Origin of the sequence: [Flexibacter] sp. ATCC 35103 (assembly GCF_001975985.1) — a bacterium.
Classification (GTDB): Bacteria; Bacteroidota; Bacteroidia; order Flavobacteriales; family Flavobacteriaceae; genus Flavobacterium.
Genome location: NZ_MTQF01000001.1, coordinates 1 through 22,877, shown reverse-complemented (window position 1 = coordinate 22,877; position 22,877 = coordinate 1). Strand labels below are relative to the sequence as shown.

Below are 22,877 nucleotides of genomic sequence, written 5' to 3'. Positions count from 1 at the left end.
TATTAAAACTGGTAAAATAATGTTATAAAAAAAGAGACTTCAAAAGTCTCTTTTTTTTATCTATATATTTTTAAAAATAATTATTTAGTAATCAATTTTTCAAGCCTCACCATCATTTCATCTTTTTCCTTCAACATACGCTCATATAAAGCGATTTTTTCTTCATGAAGTTGTATCAATTTTTCGATCGGATTAACATTAAATGTTGCACTATGACCTGTATTAAAAAATGCTCCATTATCAAAAGTATTAGAAATAACATTTATGGCTTGCTCTTCATCAAAATTCTGAAAAGCTTCCACTGGAATTTTTAATACTGCTGAAATTTGTTTCAACAGATTGTCTTCAATTACATCTTTCTGCTCGAGCATAGAAATTTTCTTCTGGTTCCAGTCATTTCCCAGATCATAAGCTAATGCTTCCTGTTTTATGTTAAGCATTTCTCTGAAACGTTTTACGTTTCTTCCCTGATGTATTTTCTGTTCCATAATGAATATCAATTTTTGCAAAGGCTCAAAGATAAAGCCATTTCGATTAAAAAGCATGAATTTCAAAGATAAAAAAATATCTCGTAAAACATCTATTCTGTAAGATAATATAGCTGTTTTTAGAATAGTTTATCTTTTTTAAAGAACGGAATTTCGCTTATGAATTTTAAATCTCCCTGAGTATGAAAAAGAATAAAATATCGTTCGACACTGGTTTTTGGGCAAGCTTTGTAACTGGAAATCCATTTAAGGCAATTGATGCCTTTTTTGACTTTGCAGATCTTGATTATTATAAACAGAATTTAAGCGAAGTGGTAACGTACAGCTATAAAACAAAAGTATGTAAACAAGAGAATCCTTCGAATGTTTTTATCTTGTATACTGCGATCAACTCTTTTCTTAAAATTTGTTACTGCCTGCAATACAAAAGCAAAAAATGGAAAGTGAAAGCCTCTTTGCGCTGCGAAACGGTTTTTCATCTTTCGTCGCTAACCAGGGAAGAATATGAAAATCCTTTTATGGTATTTCGAAAAGCATTTAATAAAAAAACGCTCGAAGAATTTCAATTATTTCTATGTTTAATCCTGGAGCTTTCATTGTCTCCACATGCCGGAGATCCTCACACTGACCTGACAACGCCTTATATTCATTTAATAAAAATGCTCGATGCAGTAGCGCTAATGAAAGAAAGGGGAGTAGAGAAAATCAGGAAAACAAATCACATTAATGCTGTAATGGTATAATGCCTTATTCAAACTTTAAAATAGGATATTATAAAGTTTAAATACTTATAAATAATAGGAAAAAAAGCCCATTTCGTTAGAAATGGGCTTTTCAGTTTTTAACTTCTAATAAGCGTCCTAATTATTTTAGGTTGCTAATTATTAATAAAGTACAGTATTGTGTTAAAGCGCAATACAAATTTATTTTGCTATAATTTTAGTTCTGTGTTTTTTCCCAAATGTAATTAAAGCATTTATAACAGGCTGCGTTTCAGCGGCATGTTTAGTCAGTGTGTAAGAAACTGTAACTGGCTTGGTATTATTTACTGTTCTTGTAATAAGTAAATTGTTTTCCAGATCCTGTAATTCTTTAGACAGAACTTTAGGAGAAATACCACCTACAGAATTGGCAAGTAAGTCTTTGAATCTTTGACTTCCATGTATGTATAAACTCAAAAGTATACAGACTTTCCATTTTCCGCTAAGCAATTCGAGAGAATCTTTTAATGCCAGCATATTTTCTTTGCTGGTTTCTATGCAAACATTGTTATCCATAAATAGTAACTTTCCTAAAGGTAATTGATAACAAAAGTATAGTAAAAACTATATAGTTTTGAATTTTATTAAAAATATTTTAAAATGGAAATGAAATCAAAATTAAATTACAATACCGAATTAGAAGGTAAAATCGCCTTGGTTACAGGCGGTACAAAAGGAATTGGAAAAGCTATTGCTGAACGTCTCTACCAGGCAGGAGCAGTCGTAATTGTTACTGCAAGGAATAAACCAGAATCAGAAAACTCTACGGCTCATTTTATTGCTGCTGATCTTACTGCTGCTGACGATGTTTTGAAACTGGAAGAAGAAATTTCTGAAAAATTTGGTACTATTGACATTCTTATTAATAATGTTGGCGGACTTACAACACCGGGTGGAGGCTACAAAGCATTAACTGATTTGGATTGGGAGAATGAGCTGGAGCTGAATCTGATTTCGGCAATTCGTCTAGACAGAACTTTACTGCCTAAAATGCAGGAAAAGAAAAACGGTGTAATTATACACATTTCTTCTGTTGCAGGAAAACAGGCATTATGGAATCTTAATCTGGCTTACGCCGTTTCTAAAGCAGCATTAAACAGCTACAGCAAAGCATTGTCTACCGAAGTTGCTGGAGATGGAATACGCGTAATTACGGTTGCACCAGGCGCTACAAAAACTCCGCCAATGTTAAAATTTGTTGAAGATTTTGCTCTTTCATCGGGAATTAAAAGTGAAGATGCCGAAAAGGAATTAATGAAGCAGGTTGGTGGTGTACCTATGGGAAGAATGGCTGAACCTGAAGAGGTTGCAGATCTTGTTGGCTTTTTGGTTTCACCAAGGGCATCTTATCTAACAGGTTCTATTTATGCAATAGACGGAGGAAGTCTTCCTGTTATATAATGATTTAAAGTATGCTTTAATTGCCGGGGTAATACTATCCCGGCTTTTTTATGTAATAGTTCAAATTTTAAAAAGCAGATGTATCGATTCTAAAAGGCTTAAAATTTGCAAACCATTTTATGAATGATTTAAAGATATTGGCGGATTTTTTAATGGATTTGTAAAATAATTATTTCACATTTTTATTCTCAATTGGTTTGTATGTACCGTAAGGGTAAATGCTAAATTAAGTAATATTGGTAAGAGATACGGTAATTCATATAAGAGCACATTCATAATTAGTTTGGAAATTTGCAGAAGAAAATTTTAAATCACGATAAAATGAACAATATAAAATGAAACAATGGTGTTTAAATGCCAATTCTGGGATTTGGTGTGTTTCATATGCAGGATATGGCTGATAATCAACTTAAATGTCTATAAAGTAAATCAACCTTTCAACGAATTAGTTTATACAAGTTATAAATGGTACTATTCATTTTTTAAATAGAAAAAATAGATTTTTATAAAATTCCAGATCTTGTAGTTAAAAAGACCATAAGTATTATTTGAAATTGTATATTTATATTTTATTGTACTCTAATTTTTTAAAATAATGCCACGAAATACACTACAACTATTTATAATTATGCTTTTGGTCTCTACTATGAATGGACAAAACCAGCCTGAAGCTTTAGCTAACAAACCAACGTATCAAAATCCAATCTTTGGAGGGGATTATCCTGATCCGAGTTTGTTGAGGGAAGGTAAAGATTATTATGTAGTGCATTCCTCTTTTGATTATTATCCAGGGCTTACTATCTGGCATTCACAGGATTTAATTAACTGGACACCTGTTACGAGTGCACTACATAAATATGTGGGTGATGTGTGGGCTCCTGATCTTGTAAAATACAATGATAAATATTATATTTATTTTCCTGCAAATAAAACGAATTTTGTAGTAAGTGCTGATAATATAAGTGGTCCATGGAGTGATCCTATAGATCTTAAAATTGGTAATATTGACCCTGGGCACATTACAGATGACAAAGGCGACCGTTATCTGTATTTTAGTAATGGGGATTATATTGGTTTATCAAAAGACGGACTTAAAACAGTTGGAGAAGTTAAGCATTCTTACGATGGCTGGGCTATTCCTAGAGAATGGTCAATTGAATGTTTCTGTATGGAGGGACCAAAACTTTTTAAAAGAGGAGAATATTACTATCTGACTGTTGCAGAAGGGGGAACTGCAGGTCCTTCAACTAGTCATATGGTTATTTCTGCACGTTCTAAAACACCATTTGGCCCTTGGGAAAATTCGCCTTATAACCCCGTAATGAGAACTCAAAACAGTGATGAAAGATGGTGGTCTAAAGGACACAGCACTGTTTTTGAGGACTATAATGGTAAATGGTGGATGATGTTTCATGCTTATGAGAAAGGATACTATAATTTGGGACGCCAGACACTTTTACAGCCTGTTGAATGGACAAAGGATGGCTGGTATAAAGTTCCTGATAAAATACAAACGGATAAACCTATTGTCAAGCCAAAAGGTACTGCAGTAGAACGCTTTTCACAAAGTGATAACTTTTCAACCTCTGAATTAAAGCCTTATTGGAAATTTTTTGGAGGAGTAGATCATTCCCGTTTTAAAATTACAGATAACAGTATAATTATTAAAGGCAAAGGACATGGTGTAGGAGACAGTTCGCCGATGGTTTGTGTACCGTCCGGGCATTCTTACACGGCTGAAGTTGAAATGGAAATAGAAGGTGATGCAATTGGCGGCCTTGTTCTTTTTTATAATAACAGTTATTATTCAGGTATTTTGGCAGATAAAGAAAATATTCTGGCCAATCTAAGGGGATGGCAGTTTGAGACAGAAAAAAAAGTACATAAAAGACATGTATTCCTTCGACTGAAAAATATTAAAAATAATTTAGATATGTTTTACAGTCTTGATGGAAAGCAATGGCTTAAGATTGAAAATTCGGCCGAAGTATCCTCTTATAATCATAACGCTTTAAGTGGTTTTCTAGGGCTTAGAATCGCACTTTGCTCCATAGGAGAAGGAAATGTAACTTTTAGAAATTTCAATTATTCAAATCTTTAATAGAGATTTAATTCCCTTAAATAAGATTGATCTTCTTTAAATAAATAACAATAAAAAGCCTCCAGTAAAAGTAAGGAGGCTTTATGCTTATTTTTGAATAAATTCAAATTTAACCTGCATGGAATCTGATTCTTTAAAAATTTCAATTCCTTTTTCAATTTTAGCCAAAACAATTAACCCTGCTTTTACTTCATGATCATCCTGATTATAGAATACAGCAATTCCTCCTTCAAGCCAATAGGATATATCTCCCTTTTGAAAGGATGTTTTTACGCTTCCGTTTTTGGATAATTCTCTTGAAATTCCACTGTATTTTTCTCTTCCGCTAAGATCATTCATGTTTAATGTTAAAGGCAGCATTTTAATAAAGTCTTTTGTGGTTTCGCTATCTGTAAACTCAGCGTATAGTACCGTTTTGCCGGTCGTTATTTTTAATTTCTGACTTTGACCAAACGAAGGAATAATTATTAATACTAAAAATAGAGAAGTCAGTAAAGTTTTCATATGAGTTTTGTATTTCAGATATAAGGAAAAATTCTGCTGGTTTAATTCATAATAATGTTATCAAAAAAGTGATTACAAATGCTTACTGATGCAGTAAATAGTAATTGCAGCGATGACGTTTGCTGGAGTAATTAATATTTTTGTAAATTCCTGAAACAGGCTCATTCCAATCCTGACGAATGATGTATAATCCTTTCATTGTAGGGTAGAAAACTGCTTCACCATCTTTGTTAAGAACCAGTTCTTTCTCCCAGTTTTCAGGATTAAAAACACGAAGTTTTGTACCCGATTTTGATGCTTTTCCATCAAGAAAAGCCTTAACTGTTACCTTTCCATTCTCAGAAATTGTTATAAGATCAAGCTTTTGAACCGGATTAATATCTGATGTTTTAAAGTTGCCTACCTTGTATACAGCTGCAATATAATCAATAGGTAAAATGTTTTCGCCTCCTGAAGCAGAACGATCTACAACAGGATGTTTATCATTAATACCGATAATACGATATTGTCCTTCGCTTTTTGGAGTAAAAACGGCAAGCCAGGAATCTTTTTGAAGCACAAGTTTTAATTCCTGCTCATTGCCTTTAGCATCAAAAATTCGAATTTGAAAATCTCCTGCTAACTGAAGTTCTTTTCCGGTATCTCTGTGTCGTACACCATATTCATCCATGCTGCCATAACATAATTCAATGTTTACAGGTTCATTGATTTTATTGGAGCCTTTTATATCTATCCAGTAAGCGCTTGCCATCACTTTTGGACTAACGAAATAGAGACAAAAACTAAAAAAGATTTTGATTAACAGTTTGTTTTTCATCGGATATATATTCTTTAAAATTGACTTAGAATTTCAATGCAAAACTACCAATAAATTGAGCAGGAGCTTGAGGAGTAAGTCTCACATTCCATGCTTTTTCGCTGGTAAGGTTATTCACTTTAAAGCTAATTCTGTATTTTGGCTGATCGTAATATAAAGCAGCATCCAGCATTTTATATTCCGGGATTGTAACTTTGGTTGTTTGTGTATTAATAACGTAAGACATGCTTCCGTAATTACCACCAAATCCGGCACCAAATCCTTCAAATTTACCTTCCGGTACACGATAGCTTAACCATAAGTTTACAGTATTTGCTGGACCTGAAAGGGCAGGGCGTAAGCCATTTACCGTCGCGTCTGCTTTTGTATATTTACTATCATTATAAGCGTAACCAGCAATGATATTTAGTCCCGAAAATGGATTTGCAGTAAACTCTGCTTCAAAACCTTTGCTTCGCTGTGTACCATCCTGAATAGAATAGGTAGGATCTGTAGGATCTTGTCTTAATGAATTTGCAACCTGAATATCGTAGTAGCTTAATGTTCCTACAAGACGGTGCTCAAAAACATCTCCTTTTACACCAAACTCTAACTGGTTGGCATGTTCCGGTTTAAATGCAGTTCCATCAAGAGCTTGTCCACTTTTATTCAGGAAACCATTCATGTAGTTCGAAAACAATGATAAATGATCTTTGCTTAATTCATATACTAAACCCATTTTTTGTGAAAGTGACGTTTGGTTGTATGGACCTGCAGAAGTACCATTAGCACCAAGTCCGCCAGCAGTAACACCTGTTGCAATGTTGTAAACACCAAGATATTCGTAGCGATCTACACGTAAACTTGCCATGGCCAATAATCGGTCTGTTATATTAAAAACATCAGATACATAAGCGGCATAAGTATTATCCCTGTTTTTTTCTTTACGTAATGTACCTTTTCCTGCCTGAGCCATTGCATTTACAATTTGCAGGTTTGTTCCGGAATTTGCAGGAGGATTTACGAAATCAAAAGTATCAGTATTGATTGTTAATCGGTCAAAATCGTTGTAATTATTATAGTAATCCAAGCCGATAACCATACGGTTTCTAAACTTTCCTATTTTAAAATCACCAATAAAATTCTGTTGAAGATCTGTAGCGATAAAATTGGTATTACCAGAAATTACCTGTACACGTGCTGTAGTATCGCTTAATGCATTAATTGCTGTAATATTTCCGTCGATAGTAGAACGTGCTCTCGAGAAAATGGTTTGAGAAGTCCATTCTTCAGAAATTTTATAATTAATTTGCCCGAAGATGTTCAACATTTGTGTGTTGTAAACCAAATCATTACTCATGAAAGTTCTTTCGTAAGGAAAGGCAATATCAACAATAGATCTCGTTGTATTACTTTTATTATATGGATTGAAACGCACTACAGAAGTTCCTTGTTCCTGACCAAATTCTACATCAAGCAATAACGAAAGTTTATCTGTAATTTGGTAAGAGAAACTAGGCGCGATGCTAATATTTTTAGTAAAACCAAGATCCTGAAAACTTTTTTGTTGTGTTGTAGCTCCATTAAGTCTGAATAATGCGGTTTTATCATCATTTACAGGAGTATTTACATCTACGGTAAGACGGTTAAAATTATAACTTCCTCCGGAATAGGCAACTTCTCCGCCAAAATCATTGTAAGGTTTTTTAGTTACACGGTTGTATACACCACCATAACTGCTGGCCACACTTGCTCCAAACAAAGTTGCCGAAGGTCCTTTGATAGCTTCAACACGCTCCAGGTTTGCCGGATCGATTGAGGAGAAAGCTGCACCTGCCACACCATTTCTGGCATTTGGTTCTGTTTCAAAACCACGGGAACGAAACGTTACGCGTCCCTGATTTGCAGTCATTGGAATCCCGGCACCAGGAACATTCTTAGAAATACTTCCAAGATCAACTGCAGATTGCTCTATGATAACTTCTTTAGATACAGTATTATAAACTTGTGGATTTTCAAGATTTTTAAGAGGCAAACGGGCAACATATTTACTTTCTTTTTTAGAAAATCTGTTAACAGCACCAGAAACTGTTACTTCCTGCAAAGCCATTACGTTTTCTTCTGGCAATTGATAATCAACTATTACAGTTTCTCCTGAAGTTACAGTTGTTTCGATTTCTTTTTCAGCAGCACCTAATGCCTGAATCTTTATATGATACGTTGCAGGAGGAATGTTTTTAAAACTATAATTTCCGTTTATATCGGTAAGAGTTGAGCGATTTAATTCAACTATAGAAACAGAAGTAGATGCAAATGGCTGTCCGTCAACAAGTTTCACTTGTCCGGAAATGACGCCCGTAGATTGGGCAAAAACAGTAGTTGTGCTTACCAGTAGAGTTACCAGAAAACAGTATAAAAATTTGTGCATAAAATTTAAATTGTGGGTGTTTATAAGAGCCGCAAAAATAATATAATTATTTAGATTTAGTCTTAATTAAGATCTCTAAATAACAATAAATTAAAGTATGTTACAAAACATAAGAATTCAGGATTAATACAGAATTTATCCCTACGGCATTGATTTAGTAATCAAACCATGAAATTATTACATCACCTTTTTATTAAAATGTTTTAGAATAACAAATCAGGAATTCTCTCCCGTTATAAGAAGGAGTTAAAAATGAAGTAGATTTTTTTTCAGCATTTTTGCCAAATAATTTTCGGTTAATATAAGGGTTCAGCCAATATGCGGCTTTAGTACTCAGAATTCCTATTCCGGCTCCGGCGGCTACATCGGTAAGCCAGTGCCTGTTATTATACATTCTAAAAATTCCAGTTCCTGTTGCAATTGCATAACCTGCAACACCATACCATATTGATTTATCCTTGTATTCCTGATAAAGAAATTCGGCTCCGGCAAAAGCAATAGCAGTATGTCCTGATGGGAAAGAATCATTTGAAGTTCCGTCTGGCCGCTCTACATTGGTTATTGATTTCAATCCAAAAACTGTTACAACAGTGAAAATAGTAGAAGTGGCTAAAATTACAGAACGGTCTCTCATATTATTCTTGCCTTTTACTCCAAAAGCATTTAGTGCATAAACTGATACCGCCGGAACATATCTGGTAAAATCATCAATGGTTACTTTGCGATCTATGTTTTCAGTTAGTTCATCACGAATTTGAAAATTGAAACTTTTGATCTGTCCGCTTTCAGCACCCCAAAAACCGTAACCTATTAAAACCACGGGAATAATAAGCTGCTTATAATTAAAGTGTATGTTTTTGACAGTATCCTGATAAATACTATCTCTTTCTTTTAGAACCTGCCCAAAAATTGTGATGGAGGAAAAAAGTAATAAATATGTTAACAAGTAAAAATTTCTCATATATAAATATATTAATAATATTATGAAAATGTATTGCCATAAAAAAAATAACAATTGTATCATCTCATATATTTTTAAAGAAGTAAATTAAGAACTTAAATTTAACAGAGTGAAATAAATGTAGTTAATAAAAAAATGGAGTATTTTCGTTTTACTCAATAACTAATCTTTTAAACAATTGATCAAAAATGGGGCAACATATTACTCTTATTTTCGCAGATGAAAAAATAGAAATTGATAATAAAATACCACATTTTTACGAAGATGGTTACTTAATAATCCCATATAAGGATGAAACACGTGGTGCGGTTGAAAGTTTGCAAAATATATGTAAAGAGGGAATGACACTTGACGAGTTATTTAATTTTTATATTGATACAAAATTCATTTTAAATGTAGATAAGAAAATTAGTAAACTTGGAGAATATGAAGGATTAAATACTGATTTAGATGATTTAGAAGAGATAGATTTAGTTGAATTTTTAAAACGATTAAATCTTTCAGATTTTACAGTTTTAAGCTATGATGATTTAGCTGGTGATTACATTTTAAATTTTGAAAATTTTAGTTATAAAAATTTAGATCCAGAATCTGATAGACCTCGAATAAGAATGGATAAGCCATATCTCTATAAATATGGAGGCTGTTTGATGCATTGTCTAAAAGATATTGAAGCTAGAGGAAATAATTTTAGAAAATAATAATAGCTTTAATCTTTATATTTGATTTATTAAATGAATAAAATGAGCGAAAAAACGAAACCATATGCCTTAATAACCGGAGCCAGCAAAGGCATAGGAAAATCTATTGCTTATGAATTGGCTAAACAAGGTTATCCATTATTGCTTGTTGCAAGAAGTTCTGCCGAATTAAAAGTACTATCTAATGATCTTCAAACTAAATACGGAATCAATGCGGCTATTTTAGCAATTGATCTTTCGACAAATGATGCATCGTTAAAAGTAATCGATTGGATAAAAATGAATAGCTATCCGGTTGGGATTTTAGTTAATAATGCCGGTTATGGCGTTTGGGGCAATTTTAGTCAGTCTTCTCTAAGTGATCAGCTTGGCATGATGCAACTGAACATGAATGTAGTGGTAGAACTTTCGCATTTATTAGTTCCCATACTTTCACAACAAAAACAAGCCTACATTTTAAATATTTCAAGTACTGCTGCTTATCAGGCTGTACCTACGCTGGCAGTTTATTCGGCTACAAAGGCTTTTGTTTTATCGTTTACGCGTGCCTTGCGTTTCGAACTTGCCCAAACTTCAGTTTCTGTAACCTGTTTTAGTCCGGGTCCGGTTGATACTGGTTTTGCCGCAAGAGCAGGTTTAAATGCTTTAAGCAAAATGGCCGAAAAGTTTAATATGCAACCTGATGAAGTGGCTAAAATGGCCATAAAAGCCATGTTCAGCAAAAAATCAGAAGTTATTCCGGGGTTTACCAATATTATTTCGGTTTACGCCAATCGCATACTACCAAAGGGATTTATCGAAAAAACCGCAGCCGGGATTTATAAAATTTAATTTTTTCGAAAAATAAATAAAAAAATATTCTTTGTAAAAAGAAAAATTATATTAAGTTTGTATTAAATTCTACTAATTCTATAGAGTATGTCAAATAAAAGAGAAAATATGTTTAATTTATCTGAAAACCGAATGCACGCCAACATGCTAATGTTTTGTTGTTGCTGTTGTTGCAGTCTTTTAGATAAAATTTCAAACTATATTATTTCATTTATTAAATCTATATTATCATGGTATCTTCTTATAAAACCTTTACCCTTACTGAGCAATTAACTAATGAGCAAATTGCGTTTTTTAACGAACATGGCTTCATCCATTTCAAAAAATTTATAAATCCCGAAACTGTTTCATCCATCATTGATGCCTCGAAACAAGTGCAGCAAAATTGGATTGAAAATGACCTTCAAAAAGTAAACGGTGTTCCCATAAAATACGGAAAAGATCTGGATGGTTCTCCAATTGTACAACGTTTTGCTTTTATCAATCAACATCATCAAACCTTAAGCGGTCTTTTACTGGATCCTAGATTTAATGGTTTATTGCCATTGGCAGGTGAGGGCGCAAGATTAGGAACTGAAGAAAAAGACGGAATGGTTTTTAACCATTATATCAACGGGCCAGAAAGTAAGTTTACTAAAATGGGTTGGCATACAGATGGTTTAAGAGATATTTTTTATGGTGCAAAATTAAACCCGATGCTAAATGTGGGGATTCACTTAAGCACTTTAAAACCAGAAAATGGCGGACTTAAAATCATTCCGGGTACGCACAAGCAAGGTATTTATCAAATGCTTTTTCGTAAAAAATACTTTTTAGATAATAAACCTGATCCAAAAGAAGTTTCGATCAATCCTGAAGCTGGAGATTTAACTATTCATGATGGCCGTTTGTGGCATAGAGTGGCAGAATCCTCTATTCGTGGCGAAGAGAGTAGAAGAAGGGTGATTTACATTCCGATTATAGCAGGAAAATATGCTCCTAAAAATGAGAACAGCCCAACGGTTTTTTATCAACGTTTTGCGGGTATTGTTAAATAATATGCTGATTATCCTCGCATTTAGTTATCTGGTTAGATCAGGTAAGCTAAAACGTACCACAGATTTTTTTAAAAATGGGCATAGAAAAATAAAATTTAGAATTGCAAAAGTAGAACTGGCTATATTATCAGGCTTGCAAATATTACGCTATTAATGGAAAAGGAAACACAATTTGAAAATAAAAATACAATTGTACAAAGAACATTCTCTGACCGTAAGCGAACTAATATTTTAAAAAGAGCAGAACAGTCAACGATTGTGTTTTTGCTTCCAAAGGTGCCTAAATTCATTTCGCCAAACGTACTCACTTTAATTGGTACGCTTGGTTCGGGATTGGTTTTTCTGGCTTTTGTTTTAGGAACTTATTTTACAAATTGGTATTTGCTTTTAGGTATTATTGGCTTGGCTGTAAATTGGTTAGGCGATTCACTAGACGGAAGATTGGCTTATTATAGAAATATTCCGCGTCGTTGGTACGGTTTTGCCCTCGATATTATTGCCGACTGGATAGGTATTGTACTAATAGGTTTTGGCTATTATATTTATGCTAAAAATGGCACACAAATAATAGCCTTTGCTTTTGTCGCATTATATGGCTGTTCTATCATTATTAGTCAGTTACGCTATAAAATTACAAATGAATACAGTATCGATTCCGGCTTTGTTGGTCCTACGGAGCTTCGATTTATTATTGCTTTAATTTTAATTATTGAAGTTTTGTTTCAGGGATCAATTGCCTATTTGGCTGGTTTAATCTCTATTGTATTATTTATAATCAATGTTATAGATAGCTTAAAGCTTTTGAAATTAGGCGATTTAAGAGATAAAAACCAAGACTGATGTTCCGGAAAAAATCTGTTTTAACTTTTCTACAAGCACAAGTGGCGGCATTTTTAGGCGGCATTACTGATTATGGATTAATGATTCTATTGACAGAAGTATTTAAACTGCATTTTACCTTTTCTATTTTAATCTCAGGAAGCGTTGGTGCAATTGTCAATTTCAGCATCAATAGATTTTGGGTATTTAAAAATCAATCCGGTTATAGGAGCCGTATCAATAGTCAGCTTTTTAGATTTGCATTGGTGGTATTGGGAAGCATTTCCTTGAAATCATTTGGTACGCTTATTTTACAAAAATCATTTCAAATCGATTACAGAATCGGAAGATTAATCACGGACAGTTTTGTTTCTTATGGTTTTAATTATCCACTGATTAAATATTGGGTTTTTAAAACCAACCAAAAACAGAATGTAGTCGAATCAAATTAGTATCTAAATAACCGGTTAAGTCCAATTCGTAGCTTTTCTATTCAACACATAGTCCTGAAGCCCAATGTTATTAAGTTAAGGGAAAAACTATAAAATTATTTAACTGTTCAATCAAGAAAGCAATTAGAAAATCCGTTTTTATCAGCGTTTTCGCTTTTGCTAATCAGTAAAATCAGCGTCTAATTTTGACGCTGATAAAACAGATTTACTTCGTAAAAACGCGGATAGAACGGATTTGATTTGCAATAATTTTATTTTCTAAAAGCTTAACTTAATGACATTGCTCGAAGCCTCGGGATAGATTTTATATATAAAAGAAGAAAACAAAAAGAAATTTAGTTTTAACACATAACCAACTATGTTTGTTTAAACAAGTGAAACGCCTTTTTTAAGCGTCCCGTATCTATGTTTCTATGTGTTAAAATAATTACACCCAACAGTTTCAAATTAGAATATAAATATTTCGTTTATGAATAAATTATCATTTAAATATTTTACAAAATCACTAATCGTTATAACGATCTTAGTAAATATAATTTCCGGCAATCTATTGGCACAATCCAAAAATCCATCGCCATTGCATTTTCCAACGCCAAAAAATATAGATAATATGCTATTTTATATTCAGCGTGATCCTAACATAAATACCGCTATTTATGCCATAAACTACCAGGAAAACGGAAAAATAGACAAAAGCAATCCCATAAAAGCCTATTGGATTCGATATGCTGAGAAAGGGGAGAAGAAAGACTTTAATTATATGCAGCGCAAATTCGCATATGGACTAGAAAGTAAAACTTTAGATAATGAAGAGTTTGAACTCCAATTTGTATCGTATAAAAAGTTGCCTTTTACCTTGAAAAAGATAAATTCAGATCAAAAATATCATGTTTTTGTAAGCGTGAATCAGAAAAAAATACAAGTAGAAAAAATATTTGTGCGCATTGAAGGAGGTTCTTTTTGGCTACCAAATGTAAAATATGCCGAAGTTACCGGAATTGAGACTTCCTCAAATAAAATAATTACTGAAAGAATGTTGTTGAAATGAGATTATTACGTACAAACTATAGCGCGGAAATTCTTTCCGTGAACTTTCCTATATTAATAAAAAATGGATTTTCTTTTTTTAATATGTCAAGATATATTCTGCGGCACGGATTACAAATCATTGCTATAGGGTTTTATTTTAAAGACTAAAAAAACTCAGTTCTGAACTCTCTATAATACTAAGCTGCTGTTAGAAATTTATTTTTTAAACCATTTCTTTAAGTTAATTACTCTTTGAGCTATCAATTTATTTTTTATATGCTTGCCAAGTACCTGTTCAAAAGTACGCAATACAATGAAATTGCCTTCAAAAGCTATTCTTGCAGGATTAGTTATGGAAAATAAATAACGAAGAAAGTTAAAAATATTTTCTTCACGATCATGAAGGCTTTGTTCCATTTGCTGTAATTCAGTTATGTTAATAATTGCTAAAGGCATAATTCGATGTATTGAATTTTCAATCTCAAAATTATTGTCTTTTAAATATTCTATAAATTTCAATCTAAAAGCTAATGCTACAGTTCCTGAACTTAAAATGGGGTCGTTTACGATAAGTACGGGAAATATTGTGATTTTTTTTGATAATACATTTTGATCGTCTTCAATAAAAGTCTTGTATTGATGAAATTTGATAACTGTTTTTAAAGCAAGTTGTTTTAATCCATAATTTTTATAGAAATCATCCATTCTTAAATTACTGTAGTCATTAATATCTTTTACCGTTTTTAAACCATTGTTTGCTGGTAAAAAGTTACTTTTTGCCTCAGCTAAAATTATGTTGGATTTGTCTCGAATGTAAAAATCAGCATATTCTGTTTCTGTTGTTCGCGGTAAAGTAAACTTTAACTGATCTGTTGACCTGAAAATAATTCTATTATGGTTGTGGAATGCTTCTTTAAATATATTTTCAATGAAAGGTTCAAAGAAATCCGTCCCAATAAAACTCCCCCAATCATTACGGGTGCAAATATCTTTTGGTTGCAAATAATCAAACCAAAAATCATTAATGAAAAGGGCATATAATTTATCTAAAAAAAAATCACTATCAAGCATTACATAAGTAATATGATCTTTACCGTCTTTTTTATAATTACGATAAAGTGGACTTTTCTTAATTTCTAAAAAATTGAAAATATTTAGATCATTATCATTCGGAAGGGGAAAATTATTCCGCTGGCTTAATTTATCAAGAATTTTTATTTGCTCAGTCTCTTCTGGTCGAATATTTATATAATTTAATTGTAATTTACGATCGTAACTTCCAAAATAAGTATACATCTGCTTTTTGAAGAAATCTTCCATGTCTTCAACGTTAAACTGCTCTTTAAGGTAATTAGTAATATGAGGTTCAAAAAACGAATTGTTTTTTAAATTTTTAAAAAGAGTCCAAGATTTGTAAAGTGAATTTATTGAATTGAAGGTATAATTATACTGATTGAAAGGTAATAGTTTAAATGCAAAATATTCAAAAAATTTCTCTCCAAGCTGGGCATGATCGTTTTCGTTAAAATTGTCGTTCTGTGCTTGAATTCTTTCATTTACGCACAATAGATATTTAAAAATTCTTTCACGTAGATCAAAATTATATTCAGGAGTTTCTGGCGCAAAACTATTGTTTGCTATTATTTCTTGAAGAGCATAAAGACAGGCGCTCCTGGTAAATAGAGCGTATTGTTTAGGAAATTGAGAATACCTGCTAAGAATTTGAGTGCAAAAAGAATTTCGGAGAGAGTTTTCAGTATCTAGAAAAATCACCCTTATGCATTTAATTTGAGTTTTTCTAGAGTCGTCAAGATGTGAACTTGTTATAGGATTCAAGTGTGCATTAATGGCTGAAATTGTAGCGATTAACTCTTCTTTTGGTATGGATTTTAAGAGCGAAATTGAGTCAATAGGAGCAGGTTTTGCATAGAATTCTGAAAACTTAACTATAATCCCCATCATATTTGTATAATTTAATTTATTTACAGCACTAAGATAATTAATGTATAATCCTAACAATTTGAATTTGGATGCTTATTAAAGGATTTTGTTGCAAGAGTCCTATTCTTTCTCTATATTAATTTTTTTTCGATCTACATTATCGTAGATAAAATATATTGAACAAGTAATATTCATTAATTTTAAAGAGTTAACCGCTCTAAGTAAACTTATACGAGAAAATATAGGCAGTTTACTTGATTTGCCAATAGGATCCTTCTTAGTGATAATTCCATAAGTTACACTGAATTCTCCTTTATCTATTAAATTATCAAAGTTAATATCGTTAACAAGTGCTTTTAATTTTTCTTTTGATTCTTCTTCCATTCTAAGCAATTCAATTGAATTTACTCCTTGATTGAATAGATGGCTGAGACTTGAAGAACGAGTTGAAATCTTTATATGAATTAAGTTTACTTTATTTCCAAGGATAGTAATTAAATCGCAAGGTTCTATTTGGGTTTGTCCAGTAACTGAAATGTTTTTTTTATCTAAACAGATTACATTTGTGTTAGCATTTTTTACAGATTCATTATAATTATCCTCCCGTTGAGAATCACAAGGATGTAAGAATGAATGTGAATCTAAAAAGTAAGGATTAAGAGTGTTTTCTAATTTTTTGATATATTCTTTATCAATTAAATACCATTCTCCTTCTGTTAAATGGTAAGTTATGCCGTCGATTTCGCAGTCATATAGAAAACATTTATAGATGCTAAATTGTTTAATTTGGACACCATTTTCATCAATAATAGACATATGGTGATTATAAAAGATATTAACATCATTAATTTCATTTATGTTGCGTTCTTCAAGGTAGGCTCTATAATCAGCTATATATACATCATTATAATCAGAATTGGTTTTGCCAGCACCATTGAATTTAATTTTAAAAGATGTTAAATAATCGATGATTTCGGGAATCGATAGTACAAGCTCCAGAGGAGCGTTTTCAAAAGCTTTTAGTAGGTTTTGATTAAGTTGATTGATTTTGTCTGGATCTCTAACGGGAACTATATTTTGAATATCTGGAAAAGATTGAATAAAATCAGTTTTATTATATATTTCAATAATTTCTTTACATAAATTTGTAATTTCTTCTGGTGGTAATTTTGAAGAAATTCGAAGACTACTAGCGCCAGTTGCATTTCGAAATAAATCAATATATTCTGATTTTACAGCACCTGTTAATTTTTTTATTATATTTTCATCATGTCTGATGTCAAAGAAATTTAGACTTGAGGCCGTTGGACTCTGTACCCTTTGTCTTTTTGCATTTTCAGGCTGCAAAATATCGGTAGATTTAATTTTGTCAGGATCAAGTGCATTTAATGTTGTTTTTAATCCAAAATCATAATGATAGGAATTATCTTTTAGTTGATGATAAGTACTACCAAATGTCAGTACTATCCAGTTGTTATCTATAGGAAGAAAGATTAAGCTTCCTTTTTGCATTTGATATAAGTCTTTATGTATTCCCCAGTAATTTTTCCACCATGGAGGGCTTATTGGAGTATCAGATAAATACATGATCGAATTATCAGGAAGATTTGTATTCTCTTCTGCTAATAATTGTAGATTGTGGCCATCTTTCAATGCATTTTCGGGAGTAAATATATCTTTTAATAGATAAATCGAGAAACCTCTACTTTTTGCCATATGATTTTGAATGTTTTTAATTGAACTTAAACAATAAAAACAAATATTAGTATTTAATTTCTTGCTTCTTTACGGAAAACCATAATTTATTAACTTATTTGTTGTTATCAAACTTATCTATTAAGTTGCATAAATTAGTAAGTATAAATACTGGTTTTTGAAATAACATTTTTTTTAGTTGAAAAAAATAGGCTAATTCAAGAGGCGAGATAGAATATTATGTGAATTAAATAATCTGTGATGAAAAAAAATCCCTACTTTTCGAAGACCTCTTATGAAAAGCTGAGCTAATGTCTCCTGACTTCGCACCCGTAAACAATATTCTAAAACAAAAAAGAGACTCAAAAAGTCTCTTTTTTAAATTATATATCTTCTATAAAAAATTATTTACCAATCAATTTCTCAAGCCTCACCATCATTTCATCTTTCTCTTTCAACATACGTTCAAATAAAGCGATTTTTTCTTCATGAAGTTTTTTAATTTCCTCAATAGGATTGTTGTTAAAAGTTTCAATTTTATTATTGAACATTGCATTATCTGAGAAACTACACGAAATTAAATTCACAGCATGTTCTTCATCAAAATTTTGAAAAGCTTCAACAGGAATTTTTAATACAGCCGAAATTTGTTTCAACAGATTGTCTTCAATAACATCTTTCTGCTCCAGCATAGAAATTTTCTTCTGATTCCAGTCATTTCCCAGATCATAAGCTAATGCTTCTTGCTTTATGTTAAGCATTTCTCTGAAGCGCTTTACGTTTTTACCCTGATGTATTTTCTGTTCCATAATGAATATTGATTTTCTAGAGGCTCAAAGATAAAGCCATTTGAATTAAAAATCCTGCATTTCAAAGATAAAAAAAAAATCCCATCTCGTTAAAAATGGGATTTTAATTTTGTGACCTCAACTGTACAAATTTCTATAAATTTTATCGACGATTTAAAGAGATTGGCGTCTGGTAGAACATGTCTTTATATAGCTTAAACAATTTGGTTTGAATGTCGTGTAGCGGATTGATCCTGTTTTATGTTTTAGAGAAAACCTTTCAAAACTCATATTGCTTACTGATATTTATTTTCTCTGGATTATATGGGATACAATGTAAATAATTCAAATTGTATGTCTTTACCCCTCAAAGTGTTTTTTCCTACTGATTCTATTTTGTAGTTAGGACTAAGGTTAAGCTTCTCAATAACTGAGTCAGATACTAAAATATCTACATTATAATTGTTACATAGACCTTCAATTCGTGCTGTTGTGTTAAGTACATCACCGGTAAATATGATTTCTTTTTTTAAGACACCTATTTCTCCAGTTGTAACTTTTCCGCAATGTATTCCGGCTTTAAATTGCGGAACTAAGCCATATTTTTCTTTATAGACAATTGATTTATCCATTAAGGATTCTTTCATACCAAAAAAGCACCGTATACAAGTATTGTCTTTTACTCCTTTTTCTAATCTCCAGGATATAATCATTTCGTCTCCCGCATACTGATATATTTCTCCCGCACAGTCAATTACAGGACCACTCAGATCTGAAAAATACTGTTGAAGCATTTCAAAATATACGACATGTCCTAACTTTTCGGCAATCGTCGTAGATGATTTCATGTCCAGAAACATAAATATTCTGTCTTCTTCGACAGGTTTATTGTATTTTCCGAGGAAAAAATTACTGAGAAGACCTGTTCCCATACTTTCACTTACCTCAGTGTAGAACTGGGTCATTAGAATAATGCTGGCAATATAGGTTAGGATTCCCAGAAACGAATAGTCCGTAAAAAAGTCTAACAGTAAAAGCCAAAAGCCCTTACTGGAAATTGCAGCAGGAATTTCATTAGCGGTTGTCAGGAATATGATTATCAGAAGGAAGATAATGATGAGCAGGTAAATCGAAGATTTGTATAAAATTTTTTTAGTGAAGCTAATCCGAATAAACCATTTATTAAAGTAAAGGATTTCAAGTATACCTATTATTGTTCCAAATATAGTAGCCAACAGCGGAATCACTATAATATTTCTGCTAAAAACATATTGATTACCAGATGAAGGGTAAAAGTTTAGGTCGCCTAAGAGCCCTCGCTCAAGGATCGTATAAATTAAACTAAATACCAGCCATATTAAACCAAATGGTAAAATACGATTAATGTTTCTTTTGTATTTTGGTATTATCATCATCTAAGTCGGTAAACTTCAAAGATATTCATTTTTGGCGTGTTTATATAGCCTTAAAATTTGAAGACGCCAAGGGAATTGATCGTTTTTACGAGGCAGAAAATTATTTATAGCTGGAATAATTTTAATGAAATATACTTTACTGTTGAAATCGAGACAATCTGTAACTTTGCGGTTCACTGCTTTTAATGAAACCTAAAAATATTTAATGTGTATAAACAATTAGAAAAATATTTTAAATCAAGAACTGAAATTGACGATAAGACACTTTCTTATATTTACTCGTATTTTAAATTTAGGAAAACTAAAAGAAACGAATTTCTTTTGAAAGAGGGTGAAATCTGTAATAATTTCTACTTTGTCAATAAAGGCTGTATCCGACTATTTAACATTAATAAAGAAGGGGAAGAGTCAACAAGATATTTTCATTTTGAAGATTCCTTAGGAACTGCACTCTCCAGTTTAATCAATCAACAACCTTCATTTGAATTTATGCAGACTATTGAACCTTCGGAACTATTAGTGATAAACCGCGAAGATTACTTTCATTTGGTAGACATCGTTCCGCAGTTTGGGTTTATTTACAGACAGATTTTAGAATTAGCCTACATAAAATCCCAGGAACGTATATATTGTTTTCAAGGTCTGGATGCGGTAGAAAAAGTCCGTTGGGTTTTAACAAATCAAACAAAATTGCTCACGAGGCTATCGAATAAAATGGTTGCATCTTACCTGGGACTTACTCCTCAAACATTAAGCAGATTAAAATCAAAGATCTAAAAATGTGAACATAGGACAACGTTTACAAAATATGCTCTTATCATCTTTGCACTTCAACAAACATAGAAAAGTTCAATTATGATTTTAGTAACAACGCCAACAGGAAATACAGGTTCAATAATTCTTCGACAATTAGTAGAGCAGGGGCAAAGGGTTAAAATTTTTTTAAGGGATCCTCAAAAAATACCAGCTGATATTTTAGAAAAAGTAGAAGTTGCCACAGGTTCTTTGCTCAACGAATATGAATTTACAGAGGCACTACGTGGCTGCGATACTCTTTATTTTTGTGTACCTCAAAGCAATACCCAGCAAGATGTAAATGGCTATTATGAAGATTTTGCAAAAGTAGCTTCAAAATCAATTAAAAATGCGGGTACAAAAAGAGTCGTTTATTTATCCAGCGGCGGTAAAGAAAGCAATTTGCAGGCAGGTCTTGTCACAGCTCTGCACAAAGGGGAAGATATAATTAGCCAATGCGGAGCATCAGTAAGGGCATTGCGCTGTCCGGTATTTTTTGAAACCCTTTTGTATCAAATGGCATCTCTAAAACAACAGGGAGTATTTTCTTTGCCAATGGACGGAAATTATAAATCACCGCAAATCGCCGTAAAAGATATCGCATCAAAAGCTGTAGAATTTTTGACGGATAATACCTGGACTGGCGTTGAAGGAGTTACAGTTTTTGTTCCGGAAGATATTAGCTATAATGAGATTGCAAGACAAATGAGTATATTAACAGGAAAGCCTATTCACTTTATGGAGATTTCAAAAGAGAGTTATATAAGAACGCTGTTGGAAAAACATCATACAAGCGAAGCATTTGCAATCTCTTTAACAGAAATGTTGACGGCAATTGGTAATGGTTTATATGACTCAGAGCCAAGAACAGAGGCTGCTTCAAGAACTACAACCATTAGAGAGTGGATGATTGAAAATTTGGTTCCTAAAATAAATTGAAGCCAAAACATTAATGCAAATACCGTAGGAATTCGGAAACACATTAAATGAGGGAAACCCAGCTGTCCGAAGTCGGGAGACTTCGGACACGTTTGTTATTTCCGAATTCCTTTTTTAAAATTCTAACAGCAGCAAAATCTAGTATTGTTTTAAATTTTTATTAGTAAACTTTAGTTATCATTTCATCTATAGGTAAACGAACTTTTTTCGTAGCTGCCATATAGTCTTTTTCCGAATCACGATATCCTAAAGCAAGGATAACTGTAGAATGCAGTCCTTTTTCTTTCAAACCCAAAACGGCATCGATAGTGGCGGCATTAAATCCTTCAATAGGAGTGGCATCCACTTTCAATTCTGCCGCAGCAATAAGTGCCGTTCCTAGTGCAATATAAGCCTGTTTGGCCGCCCAATTGGCTTTTTGTTCTGCATTAATAGCGCTAAAATAGGAATGTAGTCCATTTTTAAATCCTGATAAGGCACCGGCGTCAAGACCTCTTTGCTTTTCTGTCATTGCCATATAATCGTCAATGTAAGTCGAAGACATATCATTGAATGCGGCAAAAACCAACAAATGAGAGCAAGAGCTAATCTGTCCATTATACGAATCAGCACCTAATTTTTTTTGAATTTCCGGATTGCTTACAACAAAAACACGGTAAGATTGCAGACCACAAGAAGATGCTGAAAGATTTATAGCCTCTAAGATCTGATCGATCTTCTCTTCTGTTACTTTAATGTTATTATAAGCTTTTGTGGCGTAGCGCCATTTTAAATTTTCTATCAAATTCATTGCTATGTCTGTCTTAATTTTTGGCAAATATAAATGATATTGTTTTCTTTTTCGAGTTTTTAAAGCGCTCTGGGAAACTCCAAGTCAATCATCTTCGGTCACAAAAGAATATTTATCTGTTTTCCTGCATTATTATATTTGTTTAAAGATTAATAATCTTTAATAATATAATTTAAAAGAATAATTAACTGAATTTATCTATAAA

General features: G+C 32.3%; 22 protein-coding genes. 11 read left to right on the top strand and 11 right to left on the bottom strand.

Features of this window, described 5'->3' with window-relative positions; all coding sequences use genetic code 11:
• Positions 1-80 precede the first annotated feature (80 nt).
• Positions 81-488 (bottom strand): helix-turn-helix transcriptional regulator, encoded by a 408-nt coding sequence (locus BXU01_RS00110; RefSeq protein ID WP_083691143.1) that lies wholly within the window; start codon positions 486-488, stop codon positions 81-83.
• Between the two features lie 182 nt (positions 489-670).
• On the opposite strand from BXU01_RS00110, the gene BXU01_RS00105 reads away from it, so the two are divergent.
• Positions 671-1,231: a hypothetical protein gene (locus BXU01_RS00105; RefSeq protein ID WP_083691142.1), complete on the top strand. Its 561-nt coding sequence runs from the start codon at positions 671-673 to the stop codon at positions 1,229-1,231.
• A 180-nt stretch (positions 1,232-1,411) separates the two neighbouring features.
• Here the strand turns inward: BXU01_RS00105 and BXU01_RS00100 are convergent, their stop codons facing one another.
• Complete coding sequence (locus BXU01_RS00100; RefSeq protein WP_083691141.1) at positions 1,412-1,765, bottom strand: helix-turn-helix domain-containing protein; 354 nt, start codon at positions 1,763-1,765, stop codon at positions 1,412-1,414.
• Between the two features lie 84 nt (positions 1,766-1,849).
• Here BXU01_RS00100 and BXU01_RS00095 point away from each other — a divergent pair, with 84 nt between their 5' ends.
• Both BXU01_RS00095 and BXU01_RS00090 read left to right on the top strand, forming a co-directional pair.
• Positions 1,850-2,650 (top strand): SDR family oxidoreductase, encoded by an 801-nt coding sequence (locus BXU01_RS00095; protein ID WP_255373669.1) that lies wholly within the window; start codon positions 1,850-1,852, stop codon positions 2,648-2,650.
• Positions 2,651-3,245: 595 nt separating this feature from the next.
• Positions 3,246-4,751, top strand: a complete 1,506-nt coding sequence (locus BXU01_RS00090; protein ID WP_083691140.1) for a family 43 glycosylhydrolase — start codon at positions 3,246-3,248, stop codon at positions 4,749-4,751.
• An 87-nt stretch (positions 4,752-4,838) separates the two neighbouring features.
• Here BXU01_RS00090 and BXU01_RS00085 read toward each other — a convergent pair whose 3' ends face one another.
• The 4 genes from BXU01_RS00085 to BXU01_RS00070 all read right to left on the bottom strand — a co-directional run bounded on the left by BXU01_RS00085 (position 4,839) and on the right by BXU01_RS00070 (position 9,440).
• On the bottom strand, positions 4,839-5,255 hold the full coding sequence (locus tag BXU01_RS00085) for a cyclophilin-like fold protein (protein ID WP_083691139.1): 417 nt from the start codon (positions 5,253-5,255) through the stop codon (positions 4,839-4,841).
• A gap of 82 nt (positions 5,256-5,337) precedes the next feature.
• Entirely contained in the window at positions 5,338-6,072 is a 735-nt protein-coding gene (locus BXU01_RS00080) for a hypothetical protein (RefSeq protein ID WP_206196591.1), read from the bottom strand.
• Positions 6,073-6,097: 25 nt separating this feature from the next.
• The gene (locus BXU01_RS00075) at positions 6,098-8,479 is read right to left on the bottom strand and encodes a TonB-dependent receptor (RefSeq protein ID WP_083691137.1); all 2,382 of its coding nucleotides are present in this window, start codon (positions 8,477-8,479) and stop codon (positions 6,098-6,100) included.
• A gap of 193 nt (positions 8,480-8,672) precedes the next feature.
• Complete coding sequence (locus BXU01_RS00070; RefSeq protein ID WP_083691136.1) at positions 8,673-9,440, bottom strand: phosphatase PAP2 family protein; 768 nt, start codon at positions 9,438-9,440, stop codon at positions 8,673-8,675.
• Between the two features lie 188 nt (positions 9,441-9,628).
• On the opposite strand from BXU01_RS00070, the gene BXU01_RS00065 reads away from it, so the two are divergent.
• The 6 genes from BXU01_RS00065 (at position 9,629) to BXU01_RS00040 (ending at position 14,328) form a co-directional block, all read left to right on the top strand.
• Positions 9,629-10,141, top strand: a complete 513-nt coding sequence (locus BXU01_RS00065; protein ID WP_083691135.1) for a hypothetical protein — start codon at positions 9,629-9,631, stop codon at positions 10,139-10,141.
• Between the two features lie 42 nt (positions 10,142-10,183).
• On the top strand, positions 10,184-10,972 hold the full coding sequence (locus BXU01_RS00060) for an SDR family oxidoreductase (protein ID WP_083691134.1): 789 nt from the start codon (positions 10,184-10,186) through the stop codon (positions 10,970-10,972).
• Positions 10,973-11,202: 230 nt separating this feature from the next.
• Complete coding sequence (locus BXU01_RS00055; protein ID WP_083691133.1) at positions 11,203-12,009, top strand: phytanoyl-CoA dioxygenase family protein; 807 nt, start codon at positions 11,203-11,205, stop codon at positions 12,007-12,009.
• A gap of 153 nt (positions 12,010-12,162) precedes the next feature.
• The gene (locus tag BXU01_RS00050) at positions 12,163-12,849 is read left to right on the top strand and encodes a CDP-alcohol phosphatidyltransferase family protein (RefSeq protein ID WP_083691132.1); all 687 of its coding nucleotides are present in this window, start codon (positions 12,163-12,165) and stop codon (positions 12,847-12,849) included.
• Positions 12,849-13,280, top strand: coding sequence for a GtrA family protein (locus tag BXU01_RS00045; RefSeq protein ID WP_083691131.1), 432 nt, complete (start codon positions 12,849-12,851; stop codon positions 13,278-13,280). Before BXU01_RS00050 ends, BXU01_RS00045 begins: the two co-directional genes overlap by 1 nt.
• Before the next feature lie 469 nt (positions 13,281-13,749).
• Positions 13,750-14,328, top strand: coding sequence for a DUF4833 domain-containing protein (locus tag BXU01_RS00040; RefSeq protein ID WP_083691130.1), 579 nt, complete (start codon positions 13,750-13,752; stop codon positions 14,326-14,328).
• Positions 14,329-14,525: 197 nt separating this feature from the next.
• Here the strand turns inward: BXU01_RS00040 and BXU01_RS00035 are convergent, their stop codons facing one another.
• The 4 genes from BXU01_RS00035 to BXU01_RS00020 all read right to left on the bottom strand — a co-directional run bounded on the left by BXU01_RS00035 (position 14,526) and on the right by BXU01_RS00020 (position 20,148).
• The gene (locus BXU01_RS00035; protein ID WP_123773891.1) at positions 14,526-16,271 is read right to left on the bottom strand and encodes a hypothetical protein; all 1,746 of its coding nucleotides are present in this window, start codon (positions 16,269-16,271) and stop codon (positions 14,526-14,528) included.
• A 99-nt stretch (positions 16,272-16,370) separates the two neighbouring features.
• Complete coding sequence (locus BXU01_RS00030; RefSeq protein ID WP_083691128.1) at positions 16,371-17,966, bottom strand: DUF6119 family protein; 1,596 nt, start codon at positions 17,964-17,966, stop codon at positions 16,371-16,373.
• 383 nt (positions 17,967-18,349) lie between these two features.
• Positions 18,350-18,754: a helix-turn-helix transcriptional regulator gene (locus BXU01_RS00025; RefSeq protein ID WP_083691127.1), complete on the bottom strand. Its 405-nt coding sequence runs from the start codon at positions 18,752-18,754 to the stop codon at positions 18,350-18,352.
• 299 nt (positions 18,755-19,053) lie between these two features.
• A complete protein-coding gene (locus BXU01_RS00020; RefSeq protein ID WP_206196590.1) occupies positions 19,054-20,148 on the bottom strand; it encodes an adenylate/guanylate cyclase domain-containing protein in 1,095 nt (364 codons plus the stop codon).
• 207 nt (positions 20,149-20,355) lie between these two features.
• On the opposite strand from BXU01_RS00020, the gene BXU01_RS00015 reads away from it, so the two are divergent.
• The gene (locus tag BXU01_RS00015; RefSeq protein WP_083691125.1) at positions 20,356-20,925 is read left to right on the top strand and encodes a Crp/Fnr family transcriptional regulator; all 570 of its coding nucleotides are present in this window, start codon (positions 20,356-20,358) and stop codon (positions 20,923-20,925) included.
• Positions 20,926-21,003: 78 nt separating this feature from the next.
• A complete protein-coding gene (locus BXU01_RS00010) occupies positions 21,004-21,882 on the top strand; it encodes an NAD(P)H-binding protein (RefSeq protein WP_083691124.1) in 879 nt (292 codons plus the stop codon).
• A gap of 160 nt (positions 21,883-22,042) precedes the next feature.
• On the opposite strand, the gene BXU01_RS00005 is transcribed toward BXU01_RS00010, so the two are convergent.
• Entirely contained in the window at positions 22,043-22,672 is a 630-nt protein-coding gene (locus BXU01_RS00005; protein WP_083691123.1) for a nitroreductase family protein, read from the bottom strand.
• Between the last annotated feature and the right edge of the window lie 205 nt (positions 22,673-22,877).